Consider the following 17,725-nt stretch of genomic DNA (forward strand, 5'->3'; position numbering starts at 1 on the left):
GCGGGCCTGTGTTGGCCCGCACGCCACCCTCCTGCATCCAGCTGTGGTATTCGACAAATAGCTAATTGCCTAAATCTTTCCTCGCTAAATATATTATTCACTTGATTTAGAACAAAATTCACCTGAATTTTTATTGCAATATAGACAATGAAAGTCCGTTCAGCGCACAATCTTGTGCCTTCAAGAGGAGCCACAGATATGGCATTTCTGAGACAGTTCACCATTTTTGGCCGCCTTGCAATGTTGGTGGGAGTTGTCGTTCTGGGTTTGGCTGCGCTGGGGGTGATGAATCTGCAGCAGCAATATCAGGCATTGAGCGAACAGCAATATGAAAAAACTAAAAACCTGGTGGAAACCGCGCACAGCCTGGTTGCCCACTTTCATCAGGCTCAGCGTCAGGGCGTACTCAGCGAAGATGACGCCAAAGCCGCTGCCCTGAATGCGTTGAAAAACCTCAGATACGATGAAAACAATTATTTCTGGGTCAATGATCATTACCCTCGCATGGTGATGCATCCTTTTAAGCCTCAGCTCAATGGGCAGTCGCTCAGAGACAGTAAAGATCCCGACGGTGTGGCATTATTTCAGGAAATGGTGGCGGTTGTAGACGCTCAAGAAGCAGGCTTTGTTCCCTATAAATGGCCTAAGCCCGGTAAATCCGACCCAGTCGATAAGATCTCCTATGTAAAAGGCTTTGCGCCCTGGCAATGGATCATCGGCTCCGGCGTTTATCTGGATAATATTGACGTGCAGTTTGCGCAGCTGCGCAATCAAATGCTCTTCAATATTCTTGTTCTACTGGCCGTGCTCATTGCTCTTAACTTCTTTATCAGCAATAGCATTTTACAACCCATTCGCACCGCCTCTGACATGATGCGTGATATTTCTCAGGGTGAAGGGGATTTGACACAGCAACTTGATGAACATGGTCGAGACGAAATCTCCCGCCTGTCTCGTTTTTTCAATGCCTATACCGAAAAAATGCGCAGCTCGATTGCCTCTGTTGCCAATAATGCAACCGAAGTAGAAGCCCTTGCCAACCGGGTCGATAATACAGGCGAGGTCAACCTGGAGTACATAGAAAGGCAGAATGACAGTAGCCGCCAGGTGGCCACAGCCGTCGAGCAAATGAGTGCTCAGATTCAAGAGATAAGCCAGCATGCCGAAGCCGCGGAACAGGCAGCAGGGGATGCGATGCATACCAGTGAAACGGGCAAAGCAACGATTGCTACAACCATTGATGCCATAGGTACGCTCTCTGATACCATTGAGGAAGTCAGCGTTGTGACACAGGCGCTGGCAGAGGAAAGCCAGCATATTGGCTCAGTACTGGACGTGATCCGAGGTATTTCAGAGCAAACTAATCTGCTGGCACTCAATGCCGCAATAGAAGCCGCTCGTGCCGGCGAGCAGGGTCGAGGGTTTGCAGTAGTCGCCGATGAGGTGCGTACACTGGCAAGTCGTACCGGACAAAGTACCGATGAAATTCAGGCCATGATAGAGAAGCTACAAAAAGGTGCTCAGGCAGCCGTGGATGCAGTACAAAACAGCCAGCGCCTGTCAAACAGTACGGTCAGCCAGGTACATGAGGCCGAACAGGCACTGAATGAAATTGAGCGGCTGATCACCGTGATCCTGGACATGAATGGTCTGATAGCCCGTGCAACGGAGGAGCAAAGCAGTGCAGCAGCCGACGTCAATGTGCGCATTGGCGATCTGTCGGACGCCACCCACCACTCACTGGACACTACACAGCACTTGTCTGAGGCCAGCAAGGAGCTGAAGCAGGCAAGCCATCAGCTTGCCCTGATTGTGGAACGCTTTAAAATTTAGCGGCAGTAACGCGCAAACAAACTACTCACGGTTGCGGCTGTCGGCTTACCATGCTGCCAGTCGCCGCCTTCAACACCACTGCCGGCAATGTCCATGTGAACATAAGGCAAAGGTAGCTCAGCATCACAGCCATGTTTGTCCAGACCGCCAACAATTGCCAAAAAGGCCATTGGAAACTGGTGACCACGAGCAGTAACTGCTGACGGTGCGTTGTTACTCGACAGTACGTCATCTGCCAAAGTGCGAGGCTGAACAAAGTCGTAGTCCTCGCGGCGGCTGCGCGACACTTCAGCGCAGTCAGCCCACAAATCGCCTAAATCGGCAAGCTGGCGAGATACCTGTTGGGCGCGTGCCGGACCATTTTCAACATAGGCGCTGTATGGACCCATTGCGCGTGCTGCGTGACCAGTCAGTGTTGCTACGGTAAAGAGCTCCGGGTTCACCTCATGCTTGGCCATATCTTTTAGCTCGCTCAGCAGATCACCCATTGCCAGACGTCCTTCCGCATCGGTGTTGCCAATCCGAACTTTTACTCCTTCACGGCAGGTGATTATCTCATCCGGAACAAAGCAGTCAGAGCCAATTGAGTTACGTACCACAGCCAGGTAGGCAATCACTTTAACGCCTTTTGACTGGAAATCTGCCACAGACTTCATAAAGCCCGCCACAGAAGCCGCACCACCTTTATCACGGCTCATCCCGGCCATAAAGCCACCGACTTTGAGGTCAGCACCACCCGTATCATACACCAGGCCCTTGCCTACAAACATCAGCGTACGCTCCACCTCTCCTTCTGGTGTGTATACCAGCTTCACCACTCGCGGGTGATGACGCTCTACCGCATAAGATGCACGGGCAACGGTACCCAGCATAGGATATTCCTGATCGATAGTCGCAGGATCTGCCACAACTTCAACACTAACACTTGTGCCCTTGAACAGCTCAACACAGTAATCAGCAAACTTAGGAGGAGCCATACGCTCAGGCTCTGTACCACACAAATCACGGGCCGCATACTGGCCTGCTGCAATGGCATTAAGCTGTCGACACTGCTCTTCACTTGCTCCCAGCAGCGCGATTGATTCGACGGGCTCTATGGAAGGGCCACGGTATTCACGTGCCTCAAGAGGCTGCCACAGTGCCTGACAGGCTCCCAGGTAGGTCACTTCAAGCGCATTCTGATATCGTGCTTCACTGGGTACTCCTGCAACAACCAGAACGGGTTTAACAGCACCTGCGGCTTTGGCTTCCTGGATACCCGCTTTGCCCGCCTCAAAAAAGCGACGTACATCGTCATAGTCACGGTTCAGTGGGCCAGTCGGCGACACAATAAGGCGCTTGCCAGGCACACCTTCAGCCAATAGCACGCTCGCTTTGGTGCGTAGTCGAGCATCAACAGCCAGGTAAGGTGCCGCGGCGCTATTTAGCTCAGAAAAAGCGAGTTCAGACACATCGGAAGTAACGACGATGACGGCATCGGCGTCCTGAATTTGCCAGTCATTGACCGACAGAGCAAGAGGGAAAGACATATAATCAGCCCTTGGTTATTTTAATCCTGGGCTGATTATCGGTTATTTGCTGGCAAGAACCAAGACCATCAAGGTAAATACGCGCTTAAGCACAGGATAATGCGCTATCACGTTGAATAGCGCTGACACTCAACACCTTTGCACCCTGATCCTGTCATTTAGTCGGGCTGCGATGTCGCTTCGGTGTCTTTTTGTAGCTTGAGTTTACTGACCACAGACCAGGCTTCAAGCATAACCAGTACACTGACAACAAGTACCACAATATCGAGGCCAACCAACAGCCAGTTACCCTGCTCATAGTATTCACCGAGCTTTATCACTCCGGCGAAAAAAGCCATCAGGATCACAAAAGTCATAGGGATCAGGGTAAACTTGGCAGGGCGACCCAGTTTAATCAGGTAAACAGAAATCACCAGTAAAGTCAGACTTGCGAGGATCTGGTTGGTGGAGCCAAACAGTGGCCAGATAATCATACCGCCGCTACCCGATGCCCCACCAGCACCAAATGCCAGCAACAAGCAACACCCGACAGCAACCAAAGTGGCAAGTACGCCATTTTTCAGTGCATTCAGTTGGTAGATCTCTCCCCATTCCTGAATAATATAACGCTGTAGGCGTACACCAGAGTCCATCGTGGTACCCGCAAATAATACCACCATCACCGCCAGCAGGGTCGAGGCGATTTCCACCGATAGTCCCCAGCCATTGCTGATCAGATTCGCGCCTCCCTGAATAAAGGCGCCCACACTACCAGCGCCAAGATGACTGTATATTTCATGCCACTCTTCAGGCGATACCGCCAGCATAACACCACTTACGGCCACCAAAGTGATCAGGGCCAGCGACCCCTCACCCACAGCACCCAGATAACCAACAAAACGGCCATCCGTCTCTTTGTCTAGCTGTTTGGAACTGGTGCCAGAGGATACAATTCCGTGAAATCCGGATACGGCTCCACAAGCAATGGTTACGAACAACAAAGGAATAATACTCGGTGTATCCACTGCCGTCTGAGTATTAAATGCCGGCGCCGTAATATCAGGCATCACCACAAATACCGCACCATAGAGCAATACCAGACCGACCAGCAGTTGCATGCCATTAATAAAGTCTCTCGGCTGCAGCAACATCCAGACAGGTAACAAAGATGCAACGGCGGCATAGATAAACAAGATAATGATCCAGTTTGCTTTGTCTGCCAGACCAAACAACTCGCTGGGCAGTGCCAGCGGCATACCCGACCCCACATAAATACTGGCATACAAGATGGCTACCCCAATCACGCACAAGGGTACCAACGGCACCTGGCGTTTGAGCAACTGACCAATGACCAGTGCAACCAGAATCGCAGCCCACGCGGGGAATACGGCACTGGGGTTGGCTACAAAAGAGTTGGCAATCACCACCCCAAAAACCGCATTGACCATCAACAGGACCAAAAAGACCACAATCATAAATAATGACCGGGTGCGCTTTCCTATCACAGTTTCAGACAAAGCGCCCATAGACTTACCCTTGTGACGGGCACTGGCCCAAAGGGCACCCATATCATGCACACCAGCAAAAAAAATGGTGCCAAACACCACCCACAAAACGGCTGGCACCCAGCCCCAATATACTGCTATGGCTGGGCCAACAATAGGCGCCGCCCCGGCTACAGATGTGAAATGGTGTCCCCAGAGAACGACTTTGTTGGTTGGTACATAGTCTACTCCATCGTTTAACTCATGTGCCGGTGTCACGAACTTATCGTCCATTTTAAATATTTTTTCGGCGATGAATTTTGAGTAGACAAACCAGCCAAACAGCATACCCAGTATGCCAAACAGCACGATCATGATTGACTGCATTGTATTCCCCCTATTGTTGTTATTAATGGTCACTTTATATCTGTTCGTTATTACTCAGCGCACAACCCGCTCAGTCATACAACAGACAAAAGTCACTAAAGCACAGTTATACCAATTTGTTTAATTAAGTGTTCTATTTTGAGGCGAGAACATATCGTCGATAACACCGCTCTCGCGTCCTGCTATCGCTGAGGCACCTACATCCATGTAGGCGAGAAAAAATTCGCTATTTAGTTGTTCTAAATGAGAAATTTTTAGCACCGTTAGCGGCATATTTGCTCCTTCAAATTGAACAGGTATTAAGTGAAATTGGTATTATTATCGTCTCACCATCAAGTTTAGCCTGCCCAGTGCTATTAAACACATCTGGCAACGGGCCATAACCCACGAAACGACGTTCCTGTTAAATCGGTTGGCTAATACCCTAGCACACAGGCATATAATCGCAGAGAGGTGACACAGTTATCTTTTAGTCTAAGGTCGGAACGTCAAACAAGCCTAACTGAGCCTGGCAGGATGAACTCTCACCCAGACCCAACTGAATGCCGATCAGCCTGACCGGTTTACTGCCAAAGCGTTCTACAGCCTGCTCCAGCAAGGTGAGTAACACGCCCTCATCAATCTCATGATACTGGCATTCTTTGGTGGTTTGCGAAAAGTCATAAAACTTTACCTTAACGCCCAGCTTATTGAAGGTTCTCGTCCCACGGTAGGGCTCAGAACGCCTGTGTAGTTCAGGTAATAAACGCTGGCGAAGAATCTCTTTGAGCGCATCCAGGCTTTGAATGTCTTTTTCAAACGTGGTCTCAACCCCGACGGATTTACGAACACGTTCAGTTTCTACTTTGCGCTCATCTATACCCTGGCAACGCCGCCACAATACATCACCAAATTTACCGAAGCGATCCGTCATCTGTGCGCGACTCATGGCTTTAACATCCCGGCCATATTGCAGTCCCATAGCCAGCAGTTTTTCATGGGTGACTTTACCCACACCCGGGATTTTTTTCAGTGGCAGTGTATCGATAAACGCAGCCACGTCATTGGGAGTGATCACATACTGGCCATTGGGTTTATTCTCATCACTGGCGATTTTGGCCAGGAATTTAATGGGGGCAATCCCGGCAGAGGCGGTTAAACCTGTTTCGTGAAAAATGTCACTGCGGATCTGCTGAGCAATTAATGTGGCGCTTCCCTGATACAAAGCGCATTCAGTTACATCCAGGTAAGCTTCATCCAGGGACAATGGTTCAATCAACTCAGTATAGCGGGCAAAAATTGTTCGTATTTGCGCCGATACCGCTTTGTAAACCGACATCCGGCCTGGCACAATCACCAGCTCAGGGCACAGTTGTTTGGCCTTATAGTTAGACATGGCTGAGCGCACCCCATATTGGCGGGCAATATAATTGGCTGTCGACAGTACACCACGGTGGCTGTTCCCCCAATCGCAATGGGGACATCCGCAAGCGCAGGGTTGTCTCGCATTTCTACGGCGGCATAAAAGCAGTCCATATCAACATGGATAAACTTACGCATGATCTCGAAGACTGGTTATTTATACAGTTATTATGTGCAAAGAATCTCACTATGGCAATACGATTGAATATTTTTTGTCACCGCACACGATCTGTATTTTATTTGGAAATACTCTAAACTGGTCAGACAATGCCTGCGTATCTATCGCTCACTAAGCCGATACGCCAGACCTATTAAACACAAGGAGCATTTATGAAGTACAGCCGCCTGGGTCATTCCAATTTAGAGGTGTCACGTGTCTGTTTGGGCAGCATGACATGGGGTGTGCAGAACAATCAGCACGACGCCGATGAGCAAATCAACTATGCACTTGCGCAGGGTATCAATTTTATCGATACCGCAGAGATGTATGCCGTTCCTCCCTCGCCAGAAACCTATGGCAAAACCGAGGAAATCATAGGAGACTGGTTACGTCGTCACCCGGAAAAACGTCAGGATATTATCATCGCGACAAAGATTGCTGGCTCGGGCCTGGCCTGGATCCGCGGTGGTGCGCCTATCTCGGCAAAAGCCATAGTGCAGGCTGTGGATGCCTCACTAAAGCGCTTACAAACCGACTACATAGATGTTTACCAGTTGCATTGGCCAAACAGAACATCCCCACACTTTTCCAAACACTGGCCAGGAATGATCTCTTTCAGTGATGTATCAACTGAGCAGCATAAAGCGGATATGCTTGAGATTCTGAGGGCTCTCAAACAGTGCATCGACGCGGGCAAAATTCGCCACTGGGGGCTGTCCAATGACACGCCATGGGGATCAACACGTACCTGCAGTTAGCACAACAACACCAGCTACCTCGGCCCGTTTCCATTCAAAATGAATTCAACCTGCTGCACGCTAAAGACTGGCCGTATATTATTGAGAATTGCGTACATGAAGACATTGCTTACCTGCCCTGGTCACCCATTGCAGGGGGCGCATTGTCAGGCAAGTATCTGGGCGGCGCAAGACCGCACGGCTCACGTTGGACATTGATCCAGCGCAATGGCCTCTTCCGTGATACGCAGTTTTCTCAGGAGGCCACAGCCGCCTACCTGGAGATTGCCAAAGAGCATCAAATTAGCGCCGCACAGCTCGCACTTGCCTGGTGTGATCAAGTCGATGGCGTCACGTCGACGATCATAGGTGCAACCACCATGGCGCAGCTAAAAGAAAATATCAAAGCATTCGATATGACTCTGCCACCTGAGGCTTTAGCTGAGATTGATACGGTACTAAAAACTTACCCTCTACCCTATTAACACGTACCCGAACAACCACATGCCCGGCTGAGCTGGCTGGGCATTTTTGCCTCTCCCTAAATGTGCTAGAATCAGCGCCTTTTGTGGACTTTAAAATGCGCGTTCTTAATCCAACCCCCGCGACGCCTTTGCCGGGCAGTTGCTTTACTCGACCAGCGACTCGAGCAATCATCACCAGTCAGTCGCGAATATTACTACTCTATACACAAAGATATGACGACTACTCTCTGCCTGGTGGTGGTGTTGATGAGGGTGAATCTCTGATCGATGCGTTAGTGCGTGAAGTCAAAGAAGAAACAGGTGCCCGTACCGTCACCAACGTGATTCCTTTTGGCGTCTACGAAGAATATCAACGCTGGCATAAGCCGGACTATGACACTGTCCATATTGTTTCTCATTGCTACGTATGTGATATTTGCGGCGAATTTGATGAGCCCGAAATGGAGCACTACGAAGTAAATAATGGTATGCAGCCACAATGGGTTGAGATTTCTCAGGCAATTGCGCACAACGAAGCTGTGTTGGCTAATAGCGATAAACAAGGGCAATCACTACTTCGTGAAACGCGGCTACTGCGAATGATAGCGACCGAGCTGATGCAACTGAACTTTTGACAAAGGACAAGGTCATAACTGTGTTTTGAGTATAAGCCAGAGTCATTATATAAACACACTAGGGAAAAGTGATGCGTTCGTGGGTCGTTGCAATTGTTGTGTCTGTTGCCAGCCATCTGGGCTTATTGTGGCTACTGGCTCAACACACTGCGTTTATTCCCACTATTACACCTCAGCAAAGCATGAAAACGTATCTGGTGGTGGAACGCCCTGAAAAACCTAAGCCTGTTGTTGCTTTCGAATCCGCTACAAAAAAACTAAAGCCCGTAAGTAACATAGAGGGACCAGCCAGGCAGTTAGTGGAGCCGAAAGGCCAACCCTCTGCCATCGTGCCTGAGACTACAACCACCACCAAACCTGTCACACCGCCTAAAGCCACAGAAGCCCCACAATCACAACAACAGACTGAAGCACCAGACAATACAGATAACAACAAACCATACAAACACATCGACCCCGCACTGGGGCTGTCTCGCCTGCGTATACAACAGCAACAGCTCAACCAGCAAATAGCAGGTGATGCGCCTACAGGGCAACCTCAACCACAGAGGCTGGGTGTGCCGAAGTCACACCTGTCCAAAAATCAAACACTACGCCAAGTAGAATCTCAGAATCAAATATTTACTGAATATCGCAAGGGAGACCGTTGCTACAAAGAAGTTCAGGGAGATCCCAATAACCCGCCCCCAGAGGGATTTGCCAAAAACTGGCTCACGATGAGCAGCACCTGTGACAAAAATGCTATCACGGATGCCTATGATGCGGCGATGGGCAAATGGTTGGACAAAAACCGTTAATCCTGATGGCACTTATTTCGTCATTTTGGTTGAGCAAATGCACTCAGATCAAAACAATGTCTGCTTTAACTCGCAACCTGCCTTTAAAGCGATTAATATTTAGCAGATAACCCGCCATCATTAGGCAAGTCAAGGAGTTAGTATGAGCATTAAGCGGATAAACCAGTTCTTTAACCCCCGCTCGGTGGCCGTAATTGGCGCTTCAAGCAACCCAGACAGAGCTGGTAATGTTGTGATGCGTAACCTGCTGCATGGCGGCTTCAAAGGGCCCATTATGCCCGTTACGCCAAAGTACTCTGCCGTTCAGGGTGTGCTCGCCTACCCGACAATCGCCGACTTGCCGCAGGTACCGGATCTGGCGGTAATCTGTACCAACAAATCCACTCTTATACAGGTACTGACAGACCTCGCAGAGCGGGGGTGTAAAAATGTCATCATTGTCGCAGCCGGGCTGGATAGCGACCAAAAGGAACGATTACAGGCACTGGCAAGAGAAAAACAGATCACCCTGCTTGGCTCTAACAGCCTGGGGATGCTGGTTCCCCACCTGGGGCTGAATGCCAGCTTTTCTCATACCACCGCCGATGCGGGTAAACTGGCCTTTATCTCCCAGTCTGCCGCTGTGTGTTCAACCATATTGGACTGGGCTAAAAGTAAACATATCGGGTTTTCTTATTTTATCTCTTTGGGCGATAGCCTGGATATTGATTTTGACGAATTGCTCGACTTGTTTGGGCGGGACGCAAAAACCAAAGCTATCTTACTCTACATAGACAACATCAAAGATGTCCGTCGCTTTATCTCTGCTGCACGGGCCGCCGCCTTCAGTAAACCCGTGATCGCTATAAAAACAGGTCGTACTCAGGCGGGTGCACAGGCTGCAATGATCCATACTGGCGGATCAACCTCAGACGATGCCGTGTACGACGCGATGTTTCAGCGTGCGGGTATGCTCAGGGTCACAGATCTGAGGGAGCTGTTTGCCGCCACGCAAACTTTGGCACTGCATCCTAAACTGTTACAAATCGAGCATCTGACTATTCTCACCAATGGTGGTGGTCCGGGTATCATGGCGGTAGACACCTTATTACAACGCAGTGGCAAGCTCGCGGAGCTCAGTGACAAAACCATATCGGCGCTCAATGCCGTGATCCCTCAGTCCAACCACACCGCGAATCCCATTGATATTTTCGGTGATTCTGCTCCCCACCGCTACAAGCAGGCACTGGAAATTTTACTCAAGGCTGATGAAGTTAAAAACCTTTTGATCATTCACACACCGTCAGCCCTTGCTCCCAGTGAAGCCTACGCAGAGATCATTGCCCAAACCCTCGGCACCTTACCTAAAATGGCCCGTCCTTTTGTCATGACCAACTTTATGGGTGAAGAAGCAGCGTATGAAGCCCGTGACGTCTGTGTCCGACACGGGATCCCGACCTACCGCACACCGGAAGGGGCGGTCGGTGCGTTTATGCACTTAATCAGCTATCGTCGAAACCAAAAGCACCTCACTCAAACACCCGAGTCCGTCAGCCAGGATGAACTGATTAACAGCCCCCATGCCAAAGCTCAGGTAGACGCCTATCTAAAACAAGATCTCACTCAGCTCTCAACCCATCAGGCCAGCAAAATCCTCTGCCACTATGGGATGGAGTGTATCGATACAGAGATTGCTTTGACACCCAGTGAAGCCAAAGAACAAGCACAAATACTCGGATTTCCAGTTGCACTCAAGCTAATTAGTCCAAGTATCCCATCTAAATCTGAGGTAGGTGGCGTGGTTTTGAATCTGAACGATGCAGATGAAGTAGAACAAAGCGCATTTGCTATTCTGCTACGCATCAAAAAAGCCTATCCTGATGCCATCATCGAGGGGTTCTCTTTGCAAAAAATGGCGCCCAGGGCTGGCAGTCAGGAGCTGCGCATTGCAGTCAAAACCGAACCAGATGTTGGTCCTGTTATTTTGCTGGGCGAAGCGGGAACCGGATTCAATTTCAATCAGGCTGCCGTCGCTCTGCCTCCGCTGAATATGAATCTGGCCAAATATTTAATAGCTGCGGCCTATGACAAAGGCGTGTTGAAAGAACGCTTATTGCCAGAAAAAGTCGACAAATATCGTCTCTGTGCACTGCTTACTCGCGTCTCGCAGTTGGTCATTGATCAACCCGATATTCAGGCCGTGGAGCTCAACCCAATCCTGGCAACGGACGGACACTTTTTAATTCTCGATGCCAACATTGATTTGCAACGGTATGAACCCCTGCCCGGACGCAAACGACTGGCCATCAAGCCTTACCCCAAGGAGTGGGAGCGTGCGGTCACACTGAAAAATGGGGTCAAAGCGCAGCTGAGGCCAATTCGCCCAGAAGACGAACGCAACCATCAAGAGTTCGATCAATCCCTCAGTAAAGAAGACAGGTACCGTCGATTTTTTGGTGAGCTTCCCCAGTTTACCCACGAACAACTGGCTAAAATGACACAGATAGATTACGACCGTGAAATGGCGTTTATCATTACCGAGCCATACAAAAGTGCTCAGCGCACTCTGGGCGTTTCCCGGGTGCTCATGGACCCGGACAACTTACTTGCAGAATTTGCGGTAGTGGTGCGCTCTGATTGTCAGGGCCTTGGCCTGGGGAAATTACTGATGGAAGCTGCTATCGCCTATTGCAAGCGTCAACGGGTGGGATGTATTGAAGGGATCACTCTACCGGAAAACACCGGTATGATCGGACTGGCTAAAAAGCTGGGATTCGCTGTCAGCCGGGACTTTGAAGAAGGGACTGTGGTTATGAAAATGCCACTGACAGTTCAATAACACCAAACAACCTACTATCACAGGGTAAACAATACATTTATGGATCTGACACTCAGACAAAAAACCGCCGGACTACTGGAAGCCAGTGGTCGATTCAGAAAAGCCGGACATGCTATTGATGTATTTCTGATCACTTTGATCATTGCCAACGTGATAGCCATTGTACTTGAATCTGTACCTGCGCTGGCCACGCGCTATCACAGCTTATTCTTCTACATCGAAGTGATCTCAGTCGCCATTTTCACCATTGAATACCTGCTAAGGTTATGGTGTTGTGTGGATAAGCTCGAATTTAAACACACCTCAGGCAACAATAGTAAAAAACGCCTGCGTTATGTATTCTCCCCTTTAGCCATTATCGATCTGCTGGCAATTCTGCCTACCCTGCTAATGGTGTTCTTCTCTTTTGACCTGCGCTTTTTACGGGTATTCCGGTTGCTACGTATCTTTAAACTTACTCGGTATTCCCGCGCAATGCAGTTACTGCTGGCAGCATTCAGAGAAGAAAGCAGTTCACTCCTTGCCGCTTTTTTTATTATGTCACTGGTGCTGATTGTAGCCTCGTGTGGTATTTATCTGATAGAGCACGATGTGCAGCCCGATAAGTTTGGTTCTATTCCTGCTGCAATGTGGTGGGCTATGGCTACCCTCACAACAGTTGGGTATGGTGACGTCGTACCCATTACCCCATTAGGGCGCTTTTTTGGTGGTGTGATTACGCTGCTAAGTATGGGCATGGTCGCTATTCCGACAGGTCTGCTGGCCTCGAGTTTTGCGGACCAACTCAGAAAACGCAGGGATGCATTCAACGAAGCCGTCCTTCATTCTCTGAGCGATGGTAAAGTCGATGAACAAGAAAAAGAACATCTAGAGGCACTGCGAATTGAGCTTGGGCTCAGTGCTGTAGAAGCGAACCAGGCCATAAAAATAATGACCAGCCAGCGAGTGCACGACCACTATTGCCGTCATTGTGGTGGCAAGTTATAAACGCAATCTGGCCCGCTTAATACGGGCCACGGCATATCACTTATATGACTAACTGGCCCGGGTAAAGACCTGATGCCAGTTGCGCATTAATAATTCTCCAGCCTCCGGGGCAGGTAGTGCCTTACTGAATAAATAGCCCTGGAATCGCTCACATCCCAACATCCGTAGGAAAGACAACTGTTCCATATGTTCAACCCCTTCCGCAACACAGTACTTGCCCAGACTATGCGCCAGTGACAGAGTCGAGTGAATAATCACCTCATGCTCTTTATCACGACCAATGTCATTGACAAAACTACGATCAATTTTAAGTGCATCGACTGGATATTGTTTGAGATAAGTCAAAGATGAATAGCCAGTGCCAAAATCATCCATATAGAGGCGGCACCCCAGCGCTCTAAGTTCATGCATCCTCGAAATGGCCTGTTGGGCATCTGCCATCATCACCGATTCTGTAATTTCAAATACCAGATAACGGCCATCAATCTGATTACGCAGCAGGATTTCCTTAATGCGCACCAGTAAATCATCGTACTGAAAATCCAACGCCGATAAGTTGACTGAAATATACAGATCCGGGTGAGATTCATGCCACACTTTCAGGTCAGCCAGTGCACGCTCCAGTGTCTGTAGCATAACCCGGGTAATAATCCCTGTCTGCTCAGCGGTGTGAGCAAGCTCTTCAATACTGTAGCTAGGGTCTTGTGGCCAGCGTAATAGCACCTCAAAGCCTTCTACAGACATGTGACTGGCATTTATGATCGGTTGATAGTGATTGCGAAACGCCTCTTCCTGATAAGCTTTTAACAGCGCTTGCTCTATCGCCAGGGCACGCTGCACTTGCTCATTAATCTCTCGATGATAAAACTGATAGTCGGTCACCAGAGACTGTCTTGCATGATTCAGGGCCGTCTCAGCGGCCTGATTCAGGTCAAACGCATCACTGGCATCTTCAGGGAACATTGCAATTCCCAGTTTTGCTTTAACATGCACCTGTTGCTGTTCAATCTCAAAGCCTTTTTCGAATCGTTCAAGCAGACAATGAATGTAGCGCATGACCTGCTCCACACTCGTTAACTGCTCCATCAAAATATAGAAGTCCCGTTCATTACCAATTGCGAGACTATCAACTTCGCGGAAACAACACTGAAGATTAGTCGCCAGTTTCTGTGTCACTAAAGCGAGAAAGTCATTGCCGTAGGTGTCGGCAAAACGCTGTAGTCGACTAAATTTAATCGCGATGATGGCCAATGGCTGTCGTGACAAACGCGCTTGCTCAATCGCATGCTGCACACGATCCATAAATAGCACCTTATTTGGCAGCTTTGTCAGAGCATCATAATTAGCCAACTGGTATAGCTCTTTTTCTGTGCGTTTTTGCTTGCTGATATCGGTTAGGACCAAAATATAATGCTTATCTTCAGTTGCGCTGATTTTAAGCAGGACTTGCCGCTTTTCTCCACTTGGTAATCGCAATGTCTCTTCCGCAACATACAACTCGCCGACCTTCATTTTGCTGATCTCGCGCAAGTACTTCATTCTGACATGGCGCTCAAGACCCAGTGTAACGCTGGTACTTGAAGAAGGTGCCTCACTGACAGAAAAAGCACTTTGCAAGGCTTTATTGCAGGCCAGGATCCGTAAATGCTTGTCAAAAATCATGACCCAGTCTCGTGTCTGCTCAAACGCCGCACCAAATAACGTTGCACGTTCCTCGAATACCCGCTCTCGTGTCAGGTTGGTATAGGTTCCGGCAACCTGTACCGGCACCCCATCCTGCCAAGCCATCACTTTGCCGTAATCTTTATACCAGCGCCACTGCCCATTGATATGCCGTAAACGATAAGTACAGTCAATAAAGCCTTTTTCTGTCGACACAAATTCCAGCCATTCAATGCGAAACAAGGCTCGATCCTGAGGATGGATCAGCTCAAGATACTCATCTAATACAATACTGTCGTTGCTATAGCCCAAATCGCTGACCAATCGCGGCTGATAGACAAGGTGGCTACCGGATTGCCAATCCCACACCCCTGAATTGCTCCCTTCCAGCGCCATCTTAAGCCGTGTTTCACTGTTTTGTGTTTCGCGGTGAGCAGCCAGGATCATGCCTGCCACTTTATTTTTTCTATGCACCCAAAATGCGAATAATGCAGCGCCCAATATCACGTAACAAAATAGCGCCCATGGCGCACGCCACACCGGGTAATGAACGGCAATTTCTAATTGCGCAGGGGGAGTATAATCGCCAGTGAGCGGATCTTTAGCCCATACCTTCAGACGATAATTACCCGGACTAAGTTTAGGAAACACCACTCGATTACTGTTGCGACTGAGAATACGCTGCTCCCCTGAAAGTTGATACTCATAGACTATACGTTCCTGTAACGTGAACGCCATAGCTGAAAACGAGACTTCCAGACCAATATCGTCATGGTTGAGTTCAATATAGGAAAACGACTTAAGTCCGGAAGGCAGAATGTCACGCGACATCAAGTCAACATCTGTAATATTGACCTTACTTAACAAAGATTTAGTTGGGCGATGTACTTTCGGGTCAAACAAAGTAAAGCCCTGCAACGATCCGTAGCCGATACGGCCATCGGCAAGCTTTACAGAGGCCCCACCGTTAAACTCGTTGCTCATTAACCCATCAGCCGTTGTAAAACCCTGCAGGTGGAAGTTATCTGGGTCGAGCCGCCAGATCCCCTGATGCGATGACATCCAGATCATGCCCACATCATCCTGGACCATTTCGTACAAAATATTATTGGTCACGGTATGCTGCTCATTAGGCAAAGGCAACAACTCATACCCATCTGCAGTCAACCGAACCAGGCCATGCCTGGCAAAAGACAACCATAAGACATTGTGTTTATCTATAGTGTAACTCAGCAAATCGACTGCACTTTGTTTGTGTGCTTTGGGCACCTGATAAATCTCAACCAGCATATGTGCCTGAGTATCATAGCGAAATAACCGACCTTCACTGTAAAAAACTGGGTCCTGAGGGTGTGTACTTAGAGGCTTGTAAAAACCATAGCTAAGAAAAGGATCAAATCGATCGAATTCCTCACCCAGCTTAGTCAATCTGGCTGTATTAATATCAAATACATAAAAGCCGGTTTTCTCATCCACCAGATAAAGCTGCCCGTCGCCGACAATTACAGCTCCTTTGACAAACCCGGACAATACCGATGTCGCAGCATCATCTTGTGCCTGAGGCCGATAAATCTCTTCAGAGTGTGGTTCAAACACAAATAAGCCCCGGTTACTGCTAAGCCAGAGCTTATCCTGATAATTAAGTAAACCAAAAATAGTGAATTCGGGATAAAAGCCGTCTCCCAGGAACCCAGCCAGATACTGTTCAGACTGACGAGTCTGAGGATCATAGCGGGTTAAGCCGTCTCGGGTCCCCGCCCAAATATAACCATCATATTCGACCAACCCCCAGACAGTGCCTTTGGAAAAGCGGCCCTGAACATTACCAGGGTGAACATTATCAAATCCCTGGGACTTCGCGGGTAAGTAGAAAGCACCATCTTTTTTCGTTGCAATCCAAATCCCTCCGAAGTCATCCCGAATAAAATAGATCACACTGCTATCAGAAACAGCATATCGGCTGTCGGTCAGGCGCGTATCACGGTTTACCTGACCACTTTCGATATCGTAGTGCATCAACCCCAGATCTGTGCCAAGTAAAAGCTGTGTACCACTGCGCTCTATTTGCCAGATGTTGAGCTCTTCGATGAGGGTTTTATACGAAACCTCGGCATCAAAGTCGCGGCGTAAAGCAGTAATATCCAACTGGTACATGCCGATCACTGCACCTAATATCAAAGTGTTATCATCCAGCAAATGCAGTGACTTGGTATTGGTTTGAAAAGGGTGCGTGATCTGATCTCTGTGCTTGAGTGCACGTAGTTCATCGGTTTGAATGTTATAAACAAACAAGCGCTCAGCGGATGCGATAAATAACAAATCGTCATGCTTAAGCAGGCCGCGTACCGCTAATTGTGGATCTTCTACTGGTAACCTTATTTCTTTGGTGATTTCACCTGTTCGAGTATCCATTACAGCGACATTTTGCGCTCGCCCCAGCCATAGTTCGTGCTTACTCTTGCTGAGCATCTGGAACACACTTTTCTCAAAGTAATCTTCTTCTGATTCAGGTGCAGACGTATAGCGACGATAGCTATCTAGCTCTGGATCATAGCTAAATAGTCCAGCTCGCCCAGACGCAATCCAGATGAGACCATTTTCATCCTGATAGATCCTATCTATTTGCATTTTATTCAGGTCCTGATTAGGCCCACCGACCTCCAATACCTGATAACCATCATACCGATTCAGACCACCTTCCGTTGCCAGCCATAGGTACCCGTTATCATCTATAAGTAATGTGTTGACATAGCTTTGAGATAGCCCCTCCGCGGGAGACAAACGTGCTACCTGTGCAATTGATACAGAGGCAAATATAAGAAGGGTAAAGCTGAGGATTATTCGCAACATAG

Annotated in this window: 8 protein-coding genes and 2 pseudogenes; 6 read left to right on the plus strand and 4 right to left on the minus strand. The window is 48.8% G+C overall.

Annotated features, from left to right (window positions below):
- Positions 1-198 precede the first annotated feature (198 nt).
- Positions 199-1,833 (plus strand): methyl-accepting chemotaxis protein, encoded by a 1,635-nt coding sequence (locus tag ELR70_RS20055; RefSeq protein ID WP_054015467.1) that lies wholly within the window; start codon positions 199-201, stop codon positions 1,831-1,833.
- Here ELR70_RS20055 and ELR70_RS20060 read toward each other — a convergent pair.
- The 3 genes and pseudogenes from ELR70_RS20060 to dinB all read right to left on the minus strand — a co-directional run bounded on the left by ELR70_RS20060 (position 1,830) and on the right by dinB (position 6,751).
- A complete protein-coding gene (locus ELR70_RS20060; protein ID WP_054015468.1) occupies positions 1,830-3,362 on the minus strand; it encodes a leucyl aminopeptidase family protein in 1,533 nt (510 codons plus the stop codon). The genes ELR70_RS20055 and ELR70_RS20060 overlap by 4 nt on opposite strands.
- Positions 3,363-3,520: 158 nt before the next feature.
- Positions 3,521-5,212, minus strand: a complete 1,692-nt coding sequence (locus ELR70_RS20065; RefSeq protein WP_054015469.1) for a carbon starvation protein A — start codon at positions 5,210-5,212, stop codon at positions 3,521-3,523.
- 469 nt (positions 5,213-5,681) lie between these two features.
- Positions 5,682-6,751 (minus strand): annotated as a pseudogene (dinB, locus tag ELR70_RS20075) (DNA polymerase IV).
- 192 nt (positions 6,752-6,943) lie between these two features.
- Here dinB and ELR70_RS20080 point away from each other — a divergent pair.
- The 5 genes and pseudogenes from ELR70_RS20080 to ELR70_RS20100 all read left to right on the plus strand — a co-directional run bounded on the left by ELR70_RS20080 (position 6,944) and on the right by ELR70_RS20100 (position 13,211).
- A pseudogene (locus tag ELR70_RS20080) lies at positions 6,944-7,995 on the plus strand (aldo/keto reductase).
- A gap of 95 nt (positions 7,996-8,090) precedes the next feature.
- Positions 8,091-8,609 (plus strand): NUDIX domain-containing protein, encoded by a 519-nt coding sequence (locus ELR70_RS20085; protein WP_054015472.1) that lies wholly within the window; start codon positions 8,091-8,093, stop codon positions 8,607-8,609.
- A gap of 71 nt (positions 8,610-8,680) precedes the next feature.
- Complete coding sequence (locus ELR70_RS20090) at positions 8,681-9,406, plus strand: hypothetical protein (RefSeq protein WP_054015473.1); 726 nt, start codon at positions 8,681-8,683, stop codon at positions 9,404-9,406.
- 142 nt (positions 9,407-9,548) lie between these two features.
- Positions 9,549-12,224 carry a bifunctional acetate--CoA ligase family protein/GNAT family N-acetyltransferase gene (locus ELR70_RS20095; RefSeq protein ID WP_054015474.1) on the plus strand — a complete coding sequence of 892 codons (2,676 nt, stop codon included), beginning with the start codon at positions 9,549-9,551 and terminating at the stop codon, positions 12,222-12,224.
- Between the two features lie 39 nt (positions 12,225-12,263).
- Positions 12,264-13,211, plus strand: a complete 948-nt coding sequence (locus tag ELR70_RS20100) for an ion transporter (RefSeq protein ID WP_054015475.1) — start codon at positions 12,264-12,266, stop codon at positions 13,209-13,211.
- Positions 13,212-13,259: 48 nt separating this feature from the next.
- On the opposite strand, the gene ELR70_RS20105 is transcribed toward ELR70_RS20100, so the two are convergent.
- A complete protein-coding gene (locus ELR70_RS20105) occupies positions 13,260-17,723 on the minus strand; it encodes an EAL domain-containing protein (RefSeq protein WP_082353195.1) in 4,464 nt (1,487 codons plus the stop codon).
- Positions 17,724-17,725: the final 2 nt, after the last annotated feature.

The sequence above is a fragment of the Pseudoalteromonas sp. R3 genome, from assembly GCF_004014715.1.
Classification (GTDB): Bacteria; Pseudomonadota; Gammaproteobacteria; order Enterobacterales; family Alteromonadaceae; genus Pseudoalteromonas.

Excerpts from the sequence above, each read along its gene's own strand:
- ELR70_RS20095 (WP_054015474.1), top strand. The coding sequence starts at position 9,549 with ATGAGCATTAAGCGGATAAACCAGTTCTTTAACCCCCGCTCGGTGGCC.
- ELR70_RS20060 (WP_054015468.1), bottom strand. The coding sequence starts at position 3,362 with ATGTCTTTCCCTCTTGCTCTGTCGGTCAATGACTGGCAAATTCAGGAC.
- ELR70_RS20105 (WP_082353195.1), bottom strand. The coding sequence starts at position 17,723 with ATGTTGCGAATAATCCTCAGCTTTACCCTTCTTATATTTGCCTCTGTA.
- ELR70_RS20100 (WP_054015475.1), top strand. The coding sequence starts at position 12,264 with ATGGATCTGACACTCAGACAAAAAACCGCCGGACTACTGGAAGCCAGT.
- ELR70_RS20085 (WP_054015472.1), top strand. The coding sequence starts at position 8,091 with ATGCGCGTTCTTAATCCAACCCCCGCGACGCCTTTGCCGGGCAGTTGC.
- ELR70_RS20065 (WP_054015469.1), bottom strand. The coding sequence starts at position 5,212 with ATGCAGTCAATCATGATCGTGCTGTTTGGCATACTGGGTATGCTGTTT.
- ELR70_RS20055 (WP_054015467.1), top strand. The coding sequence starts at position 199 with ATGGCATTTCTGAGACAGTTCACCATTTTTGGCCGCCTTGCAATGTTG.
- ELR70_RS20090 (WP_054015473.1), top strand. The coding sequence starts at position 8,681 with ATGCGTTCGTGGGTCGTTGCAATTGTTGTGTCTGTTGCCAGCCATCTG.